At 62.7% G+C, this 8,634-nt stretch carries 8 protein-coding genes and 1 CRISPR repeat array; of the genes, 7 read left to right on the top strand and 1 reads right to left on the bottom strand.

The window, feature by feature from the left end; translation table 11 throughout:
• Position 1: 1 nt before the first annotated feature.
• Positions 2 to 800: direct repeats of the CRISPR family, unit length 36 nt; unit sequence GTCGCAATCCCCTAACGGGGAAGAAACCTTTGCAAG.
• A 398-nt stretch (positions 801 to 1,198) separates the two neighbouring features.
• Genes C4301_RS08465 through cas6 form a run of 7 tightly spaced genes read left to right on the top strand, consistent with a single transcriptional unit; the run spans position 1,199 to position 7,962 of the window.
• Positions 1,199 to 1,696 (top strand): DUF2939 domain-containing protein, encoded by a 498-nt coding sequence (locus C4301_RS08465; protein ID WP_352414658.1) that lies wholly within the window; start codon positions 1,199 to 1,201, stop codon positions 1,694 to 1,696.
• Entirely contained in the window at positions 1,693 to 4,098 is a 2,406-nt protein-coding gene (gene cas10 / locus C4301_RS08460; protein WP_352414657.1) for a type III-A CRISPR-associated protein Cas10/Csm1, read from the top strand. Before C4301_RS08465 ends, cas10 begins: the two co-directional genes overlap by 4 nt.
• A gap of 1 nt (position 4,099) precedes the next feature.
• On the top strand, positions 4,100 to 4,507 hold the full coding sequence (gene csm2, locus C4301_RS08455; RefSeq protein WP_352414656.1) for a type III-A CRISPR-associated protein Csm2: 408 nt from the start codon (positions 4,100 to 4,102) through the stop codon (positions 4,505 to 4,507).
• Positions 4,504 to 5,247 (top strand): type III-A CRISPR-associated RAMP protein Csm3, encoded by a 744-nt coding sequence (csm3, locus tag C4301_RS08450; RefSeq protein ID WP_352414655.1) that lies wholly within the window; start codon positions 4,504 to 4,506, stop codon positions 5,245 to 5,247. The genes csm2 and csm3 overlap by 4 nt, the downstream gene beginning before the upstream one ends.
• Positions 5,244 to 6,098: a type III-A CRISPR-associated RAMP protein Csm4 gene (gene csm4 / locus C4301_RS08445; RefSeq protein WP_352414654.1), complete on the top strand. Its 855-nt coding sequence runs from the start codon at positions 5,244 to 5,246 to the stop codon at positions 6,096 to 6,098. Before csm3 ends, csm4 begins: the two co-directional genes overlap by 4 nt.
• The gene (gene csm5, locus C4301_RS08440; protein WP_352414653.1) at positions 6,095 to 7,216 is read left to right on the top strand and encodes a type III-A CRISPR-associated RAMP protein Csm5; all 1,122 of its coding nucleotides are present in this window, start codon (positions 6,095 to 6,097) and stop codon (positions 7,214 to 7,216) included. Before csm4 ends, csm5 begins: the two co-directional genes overlap by 4 nt.
• Before the next feature lie 2 nt (positions 7,217 to 7,218).
• Positions 7,219 to 7,962 (top strand): CRISPR system precrRNA processing endoribonuclease RAMP protein Cas6, encoded by a 744-nt coding sequence (cas6, locus tag C4301_RS08435; RefSeq protein WP_352414652.1) that lies wholly within the window; start codon positions 7,219 to 7,221, stop codon positions 7,960 to 7,962.
• On the opposite strand, the gene cas2 is transcribed toward cas6, so the two are convergent.
• A complete protein-coding gene (gene cas2 / locus C4301_RS08430; protein ID WP_352414651.1) occupies positions 7,959 to 8,234 on the bottom strand; it encodes a CRISPR-associated endonuclease Cas2 in 276 nt (91 codons plus the stop codon). The genes cas6 and cas2 overlap by 4 nt on opposite strands.
• Positions 8,235 to 8,634: the final 400 nt, after the last annotated feature.

Here is an 8,634-nt window from a genome sequence, read left to right as displayed (position 1 = left end):
AGTCGCAATCCCCTAACGGGGAAGAAACCTTTGCAAGTTTTTGCCGGCCGCAACCGGAAGGCCGGCCAATGCGAATACTGGTCGCAATCCCCTAACGGGGAAGAAACCTTTGCAAGTTGATTTACTCATTGCGCTTCACCTGGCCAACCCGGATGTCGCAATCCCCTAACGGGGAAGAAACCTTTACAAGAAGGACAACGGCCAGTACGTCGAGTTCACCCTGGACGGAAGTCGCAATCCCCTAACGGGGAAGAAACCTTTGCAAGGGGTCCAGATCCCCGATCTGGACCAGTACGACGACTCCGACTGTCGCAATCCCCTAACGGGGAAGAAACCTTTGCAAGGACGTTCATATGTATGGAGGCCGAGGACGAAAAGAAAATCATGGTCGCAATCCCCTAACGGGGAAGAAACCTTTGCAAGGTGAACCCCCACGACCTTGAGGGCCTTTTGGACCTGGTGTCGCAATCCCCTAACGGGGAAGAAACCTTTGCAAGACCTTGGCTATCCCATCGTGGCCATAGCGGACGGCATCGTGTCGCAATCCCCTAACGGGGAAGAAACCTTTGCAAGCAATGACGGCCGCGGGCGTTATTGGCTCCGGTGGGACGGGTCGCAATCCCTTAACGGGGAAGAAACCTTTGCAAGCGCGCACGGAAAGGTGATGTGATCGTGATCCATTGGCGGTCGCAATCCCCTAACGGGGAAGAAACCTTTGCAAGTTGGGAGGTGAAGCTCATGGATGTGGTTGTTTGGGCCTGGCGGTCGCAATCCCCTAACGGGGAAGAAACCTTTGCAAGAGTACCCCCTAAGAATGCCGTCCTGGACGGGGCTCTTGAAAGGGATTTGATGAGAAAGATTAAGATTGGAATATACGTAAGGAGTATAGAGGGGGTTTTGGGGGGTTTATGGCGATGGGAAGAGCGGTTTCAAGACGCGGAGAAAGAGCGCAAATCGCATATTCCCCTTGCGGATGGGCCTAGATTGTCAAGATCCCCCACCGGAAACCCCGGCCTTTGAGGGGAAGCTTACCACTGACCGGAAAAGTTGTCAAGGTCTAAATTCCTGAGCCAAAAGCCCTTGACCATCGTTACTTACCCAAAAAGAAGTGGAAAAGATGCCCCTGCGCTCGTGGTTTTGACCATTTTGGTCATTTGACCAAAAGCCGCCCCTCTGGACCTTTATGATGAGACCTGGTATGAAGAGGAAGGGTGTCCTAACCGCCGTAGGGGTGCTCCTCCTGGCCCTTGCCGCTTACATCTGGTACTCCCCCTATCTTTTTCTGACCAATCTCCAGAAGGCGATTATGGAGAGGAATACCGCCCGCCTCGAGCGCATGGTGGACTTTCCCAGGCTGCGGGAAGGCTTGAAGAACCAGCTCATGACGAAGTTGACCGAGGAGGTCCAAAAGAGCAAGGACCCCTTCTCTGGCCTTGGCCTAGCCTTCGCCAGCTTGCTGATAGACCCCCTTGTAAACGCCCTCCTTACCCCCGAGGGCCTGGCCGCCCTTGGACGGGGGGTTTCTGCCGACAGTCCGCCCCAGGCCCCCCTCGAGGCGGTCCGGGATTGGCGGCTCCGCTATAGCGGATTTAACCTGGCCTACATCTACCCGAAAGATAGCCCGAAAAACCGCCTCTATCTGGAGCGGGTTGGCCTGTTTGGCTGGAAAGTTGTGCGCATGGATCTGGAACTATGAGGCTCACCCCCCTGCACCTTGCCCTGGCCGCTCTGTTTCACGATGTAGGTAAGCTCTACCAGCGGGCCTACGGCAACCAACCCCCTTGGGAGGTTGCCGATTTCAGCCACACCGGTTACACCCACGCCCTGGCCCTTCGCTTCGGAGAAGTTTGGAAGAAGGCCGGCCTGGACCCGGAGGCCTTTGCCCACCTTTCCGCCCGCCACCACGAGGGCTGGCGGGGTCGGTACGGGGGCCGGTATGTTCCAAAGACCCCCGGGGAGTGGGCTGTGGCCCTGGCGGACACCTTTGCCTCGAAGGAGCGGGAGGAGGGGGGGGAAGGGGGCAGCCCGTCCTCCGTTCCCCTGCACTCCCCCTTTGCCCAGCTGGCCCTTCCGGGAGGGGAGAAGGGGGGGTACAGCCAGGTCTACGACCTCCCCGGGCAGAGGGGGGTGGTGGGCCTTTCGGAGGGCGGGTTTTACCCCACGGACCGCCCCAACGTGAGCCCGGACACCTACAGGCGCCTGGTGGAGCGGCTGGAGGAGAGGCTGGCTGGCCTCGAGAAGGGGGCCGCTTCCCCCGAGGCGGTGCTTTCCGGTCTGCTGGCTGCCCTCGAGGAGGTGGCAAGCCTGGTCCCCGCGGACACCCAGGCCGACCCCAGCATCTCCCTTTACGACCACCTGCGGCTGACCGCGGCCATCGCCACCGTCCTTTGGGCCTACCACGAGGAAAACCCCTCCCCTGAGGCCCTCAGGCAACCGGAGGAGAAGTTCCTCCTGGTCCTGGGGGACATAGGGGGCATCCAGGACCACATCTACCGCATCGAGGCGGGCGAGGCGGGGGTGGGGGGGTTGGCCAAGCGCCTTCGGGCCAGGAGCCTCGAGGTCAGCCTGGTGGCCGAGGCCATGGGGCTTGGCCTCCTCCAGCGCCTCGACCTTCCCCCGCTTCTAAGGATTCTGAGCGCGGGGGGGCGGTTCTACCTCCTTTTACCCAACCGAAACGAGGTGTGCTCGGCCTTGGAGGAGGCGGCTGAGACCTGGCAGAGATGGGCCCTCGAGGAGGGGGGAAGCCTCGTTCCCCTCCTGGCCTGGGTCTCCTTCTCCCCCGAACGCTTCAACGATTTCGGAAATGTTCTGCGAGATGGCATCAGGGCGCTTGGGGAGGCCAAGCTCAGGCCCTTTGACCGGGTTTTGGGGCGGGTGGAACTCCCCTGGGCCACCCCTGAAGGGGGTGCGCTCAGGCCCTGCGCCCTTTGCGGCCTAAGGCCGGCGAGCAGGGACGAGCCCGGAAGCCTCTGCGACGGCTGCACCATGGCCGAGGGGATAGGCCAGCGCCTGCCCCGGAGGGAGCAGGTGGGGTTTTTCCGCACCCCTCCTTCCAGGCCCTACTTCGCCTTTCCCGGGCTTTGGGCCGCCTTGGAGGAGGGGGAGTATACCCTCCGGGCCCGGCTGGACTTCAGTCCCTCCCCAGGCCCCTTTGAGATCAAGCCCCTTCTGGGCCACCTGCCCACGGTGCAGGAGGCCCTGCAAGCCCTGCGCCTTCGCCTCCTCGATGAGTATGCCCGTTGGCTCCGGGAAAACGGCCTAGAGGAAGCAGGGGAGGTCCACCCGGACCGCCCCCTCACCTTCGGCGAGCTGGCCGCCCTTTCCACCGGGGCGGATTACCTGGGGGGGCTCATGCTGGACGCGGACCGGATGGGCGAGGTCTTTGCCGGCTTGAAGGGGGCCTCCCCAAGCCGGATCGCCTCCCTTTCCCGGGCCTTCTCCCTCTTCTTCAGCGGCGAGGTCCTTGCCCTCCTCCGCACCCCCCACCTCTACCGGCAAAGGCTGGGCTGGGAGGCCCTCGAGGCCGAGGAGAAGGCGCGGCGCTACCCCCTGGTCTACAGCGTCTACGCGGGAGGGGATGACCTCTTCTTCCTGGGCCCGTGGGACGTCCTTTTGGACTTCGCCCTAGACCTGGAGCGGCTGTACCGGGCCTTTACCCGTCACGAGGCGCTGACCCTTTCCGGCGGGTTTGCCCTGTTCCGGCCCTCCACCCCCGTGCCCCAGATGGCGGAGATCCTGAGAAAATCCGAGAAAAGGGCCAAGGCGGCGGGGAGGGGCCGGCTCTTCCTCTTCGGGCAGGCGGTGGAGTGGAAGGACCTCCCCGAGCTTCGGGGCTGGGCCATGGGTCTGGAGCAGGACCTGAAGGATGGGCTTTCCAAGGCCAAGGTCTACCGGATGCTCCAGCTTTTCCGGACTGCCCAAGCGGCCCAGGACCCCGTCCATAAGGTCCGTTACAAACCCCTTCTGGCCTATGCGCTTCGGGAGTTAGAAAACGGCCTTAAGAGCCGGTATCTTACCCTTTTGGACCATACCCATCTCGCCTGGCGCCACCTGCCCGTCTGGGCGTTTTGGGGGCTTTACCGGTTGAGGGAGGGATAGGATGATCGTGTTCTACGAGGACAGGGAAAAAGGCATTCTGAAAAAAGGGCTTTTCGACCAAGAGGCCAAAAGGCAGGCGGAGGCCATCTGCAAAGAGCTTAAGTCCAGCCAGTTTCGCAACTACTTCGCCGAGCTCAGGGCCCTGGAGGCCCGCTTCCAGCGGGAGCGCCGCCAGGAGGAGGCCCTGGCCTTCCGCCGGCTGGTCCCCCAGCTGGAGCTCCTCAAGGCCAAGCTCCACTACAACACCCGTCCCCAAGGTCCCCTGAAGGATGCCCGGAACTTCGTGGACTTCATGGAAAGGCTCATCGATACGGCCAAGGGGGGGCCTAAGGAGTTTGAGGCGGCGATGCTCTACCTCGAGGCGGTTCTGGCCTACTTTTATGCCCTGGAAAGGAGAGAGGGAAGATGAAACTCCTTGGATACTACCGCATCAGTGGGGTCATCCTCCTGAAAAGCGGCCTGCGGGTGGGGATGAGCCGGGACCAGATGGCCATCGGCGACCTGGACAACCCCGTGATCCGCAACCCCCTTACGGAAGAGCCCTACATTCCCGGCTCGAGCCTGAAGGGGAAGCTCCGCTACCTCCTCGAGTGGAGCCTGGGCGGGGAGTATGTCCTCAGGGCCAAGGATAAGCACGTCTACGCTTCGCCCGACCCCAACGACCCCGTGGCCCGGATCTTTGGCCTAGCGGCCAACGAGCCCAGCGAGGAGGCCTCCAAGCGGCGCGGCCCCACCCGGCTCCTCGTCCGGGACGCCTACCTGACCCGCCTCTCCAAGGCGGAGCTGGAGCGGGTGGTCTCCCGGGGCGGGTACCTGACGGAGATCAAGCAGGAGGTCTTCATCCCCCGTATAGGCGGAAACGCCAACCCCCGGACCGCGGAGCGGGTGCCCGCGGGGGCCCGGTTCGCCTTTGAGGCCACCTACCGGGTTTTGGACGAGCTCGACAAGAACCTTTTGGACCACCTCTTCCGGGCCCTCGAGCTTTTGGAGCTGGACGGCCTTGGGGGGTATGTGAGCCGGGGCTACGGCCAGGTCTTCTTTTTGCCCCCGGAGGCGGAAGAGAAGGGGCTGGACTTCCAGGGCCTCCTCGAGGAGTACGGGCAAAAGCCCCTTCGGGAGCGGATCAGTTCCACTTGGATCCCCGTATGATGGCCCGGGCCTTTCACCTGCGCTTCCAGGCCCCCCTGCGCGCCCTTCCCAGCGCCCCCCTCCTCATGGGGCATTACTTCTGGTTTGTGCGGCTTTTTGAGGGGGAGGGGCGGCTTAAGGAGGTCCTGGAGCGGTTCCGCCACCATCCGCCTTTCCGCATCTCCAGCGCCTTTCCCCGGGGGTATCTGCCCAAGCCCCGCCTGCCCGAGCCCCTGGTGGAGGAGACGGCCACCCGGAAGGCCCTCAAGAACCTGCGCTTCCTCTCCATGGAGGTGTTCCAGCGGGTGGCCAAAGAGGGGCTTCAGGTCCTTCTGGATAACCCCCCCAGCGACCCCGAGGCGTTCCGCCCGGCCCAGAGGGTCCGGGTGGGGATTGACCGCCTGACGGGGGGGGCCCGGAAGGGGGTGCTGTTCACGGAACGGGCCCAGGTCCTCATCGGGGAGTGGACGGTCTACGCGGTGGGGGAGGTGGAGGCCCACCGCTTCCCGGAGGCCCTCCGGTCCATCGGCCTCTTCGGCCTTGGGGGAGGGGCGAGCGTGGGGCTTGGCCGATTTGAGGTGGTAAAGGAGGAGGAGATGGAGCTTCCCGAGGCCTCCTCGCCCAACGCCTACCTCACCCTAAGCCCCACCCTTCCCCAGCCGGGAAAGGCCCTCTTCTACCGGGTGGAGCCCTACTGGGGCCGGTTTGGCGGGGCGTATGCCCTGGAGCAGCCCTTCAAGCGCCCCCATCTGCGGCTACTGGAGGGGAGTGTGCTAAGGGAGCGGGACGTGGGGGGGCTTCTAGCGGTGGGCTTTGAGGGTAAGGAGGCCTACGAATACCTCTGGGCGTTTCCTTTGGGGGTGAGGGTGTGAGGGGGTACCGCCTGGAACTCGAGCTCGTTGCGCCGGTGCACGTGGGGACGGGGGAGACCTACCCCGCCTACGCCTACGTGCCCGATGAGGAGAGGAAGGCGGTCCACCTTCTGGACCCCGGGCGGCTCCTCGAGGGCTTGGACGAGGTCCATCAGCGCCGCTACCTCGAGGCGGTCAAAACCGGGCCCAAAGGGGCGCAGGACCTCCTCGTGACCTGGTGGCGGGAAGGCCGCCTTCCCCGGGGGGCCATCCTGCGCACGATCCAGGCCAGCAAGGCCTTCTTCCAGGCCTTGAAAAACGCGGAGGAGGGGCTTTTGGAATACCGCCCCCTGCCCGCCTCCCCCCTGGGGCCTTACCTGCCGGGCTCGAGCGTCAAGGGGGCCCTGCGCACCGCCTGGATCTTCCGCAGGATTCTGCAGAAGAACCGGGATGTGGTCTGGGATCGAAGCCAGTGGGCCTGGGGAGAAACTCCGGAGGCAGGCAATTGGCCGCTGATCTTTCCCCCCAGGACCCCTAGCGATCGTGAAAAGACGGCCCAGAGCTTCGAGGCCTTCGTCCTCGGGTATCTGAGGGAGAATAAAAAGAATCCTGGCCGAAAGTACCTCGACCTCTACCAGGACCCCTTCCGGGCGGTGAGGGTCGCGGACTCCGGGCCTCTGGAAAGCTTTTTAAACCTCATCAAGGTCTTCCCCATCGGGAAGGAGAAGGGGCTCCGCATCCTGGCGGAGACCCTCCGGATCCAGACCAAGGTCACCCTTGTCCTCCGCCTCGAGGAAGGCCTGGCCCGCCATAGTGGGGTGAGCCACCCCATCACCGCAGAAGAGCTGGCAAAAGCGTGCCGCGAGTATTATCAGGAGGTCATGGCCGAGGAGAGAAAGTACGCCGATCAGAACCGGCTGAAAAATGCTCAAGAGCTCTACAAGAAGATGGAGGAGCGCCTTGGCCAAAACCCCCAGGCCTTCCCCCTCCGCATCGGGTTTGGCTCGGGTAGCCTCTCCATCCGCTTGGCCCTTTTGATGGATGAGCCCCCGCCCAAGACCCGGAAGACCGTGGGGGCGGAAAACCCCCAGGACGGTTACCCCCTTGGCTGGGCCCTGGCCCGCCTTTCCCCCGTGTAAGCATGCTCCTTGTGGCGATGGTGCTAACCATAGAGGGGGAGCCCACCCCCAAGGGGGCCCAGGGGTTTTTGTACCGGCTTTTAAAGAAAGAGTTCCCCCAGGTGCACGACCAGGGGGAGAACCCCTTTAGCCTTGCCCTCGGTAAGGGGTGGGTCCGGTTTGGCTTCCTCAAAGAGGAGGTGTACGCCCGCCTTGCCCCCCCTCTTTTCGCCCTGGAGGGGCAGAAGGTCAGGATGGGAGAGGAGGTGAGGGTGCTGGAGGCCTTCCAGGAGGGGCATCCCTGGGCGGGGGTTTCCATCTATGCCCGGCTTTTCCAGAAGGAGGCGGGTCCGGACCTCACCCTGCGCTTTGCCCGGCCCACCTTCTTCCGCAGGGAAGGGGTCAACTATCCTCTTCCCGAGGCGAGGCTGGTCTTTGGTTCCCTCATCCGGCGGTTTAACGCTTTCTCCCCCGTGCCCGTGCCGGAGGAGGTGGCGAAGGGGATTCTGGAAAAGGTGACGGTGCGCAGCTTTTCCGGAAAGACCCTGCCCGCCCCGGCCGAGGAAAAGGCCGCGGGGTTTGTGGGGGTGGTCTCCTACCACCTTCACCGGGGTAGCCTCGAGGAGGCCCAATACTTCCAGGCGCTGGGCCGGTTTGCCTTTTTTAGCGGGGTTGGGGCGCGTACCAGCCTCGGGGCGGGTTTGGCGAGGCCTGTGTATGCGAAAAGCCTCGAGCCCCAGGCAGAGGGGGCTAACGAAACAGCCTAGGCGACGAAAAACTCCCTTTCCTCGTACGCGAGGCCTTGGCCCAGGACCTCGAGTCTAGGCCCCACCGGGTAGATTCGCAGGCTGTCTTCTTGGAGGTTGAGGAGCTTTTGGGCTCGAGTTTTTAAATCTGATAGTAGCTCTTCATCCAAGTAACACTCAAAAACAGAAAGCTGAACCCGTTCCCCATAGCTTTTGAGCAGGTTTGCAACCTTAACCCGACGGTTGTTGTCGGGTATGTCGTAAGCAATGGCGTATAGCTTTTTTCTGCCCATGTTTTCATTCTAACTAACCTTTTGCCCCGTGTTGGGAATGGCATAGACGCCTCGGAACGCCGCCCGTCGCAATCCCCTAACGGGGAAGAAACCTTTGCAAGTTTTGTGGCTATTCCAACTAGCCCATCAGATGGGGTAGGTCGCAATCCCCTAACGGGGAAGAAACCTTTGCAAGATGGCTGAGGTCTTAGGCCACGCCATAGACCTTCTCGAGAAGTCGCAATCCCCTAACGGGGAAGAAACCTTTGCAAGCTGGCCGCCTTGGCCTCCACCCTCCAGCGCGCCCTGAACCGAGGTCGCAATCCCCTAACGGGGAAGAAACCTTTGCAAGAACAGACAGTGGAGCTTTTGGCGATGGTATATAACGCCATGTCGCAATCCCCTAACGGGGAAGAAACCT

This window comes from Thermus sp. (assembly GCF_040290245.1).
Classification (GTDB): Bacteria; Deinococcota; Deinococci; order Deinococcales; family Thermaceae; genus Thermus_A.
This window is presented reverse-complemented; position numbering and strand designations above follow the sequence as displayed.

What these genes read in the sequence shown, in the direction of transcription:
- csm3 (WP_352414655.1), top strand. Translation starts at nt 4,504, where the DNA reads ATGAAACTCCTTGGATACTACCGCATCAGTGGGGTCATCCTCCTGAAA.
- csm2 (WP_352414656.1), top strand. Translation starts at nt 4,100, where the DNA reads ATGATCGTGTTCTACGAGGACAGGGAAAAAGGCATTCTGAAAAAAGGG.
- csm4 (WP_352414654.1), top strand. Translation starts at nt 5,244, where the DNA reads ATGATGGCCCGGGCCTTTCACCTGCGCTTCCAGGCCCCCCTGCGCGCC.
- cas2 (WP_352414651.1), bottom strand. Translation starts at nt 8,234, where the DNA reads ATGGGCAGAAAAAAGCTATACGCCATTGCTTACGACATACCCGACAAC.
- cas6 (WP_352414652.1), top strand. Translation starts at nt 7,219, where the DNA reads ATGCTCCTTGTGGCGATGGTGCTAACCATAGAGGGGGAGCCCACCCCC.
- C4301_RS08465 (WP_352414658.1), top strand. Translation starts at nt 1,199, where the DNA reads ATGAAGAGGAAGGGTGTCCTAACCGCCGTAGGGGTGCTCCTCCTGGCC.
- cas10 (WP_352414657.1), top strand. Translation starts at nt 1,693, where the DNA reads ATGAGGCTCACCCCCCTGCACCTTGCCCTGGCCGCTCTGTTTCACGAT.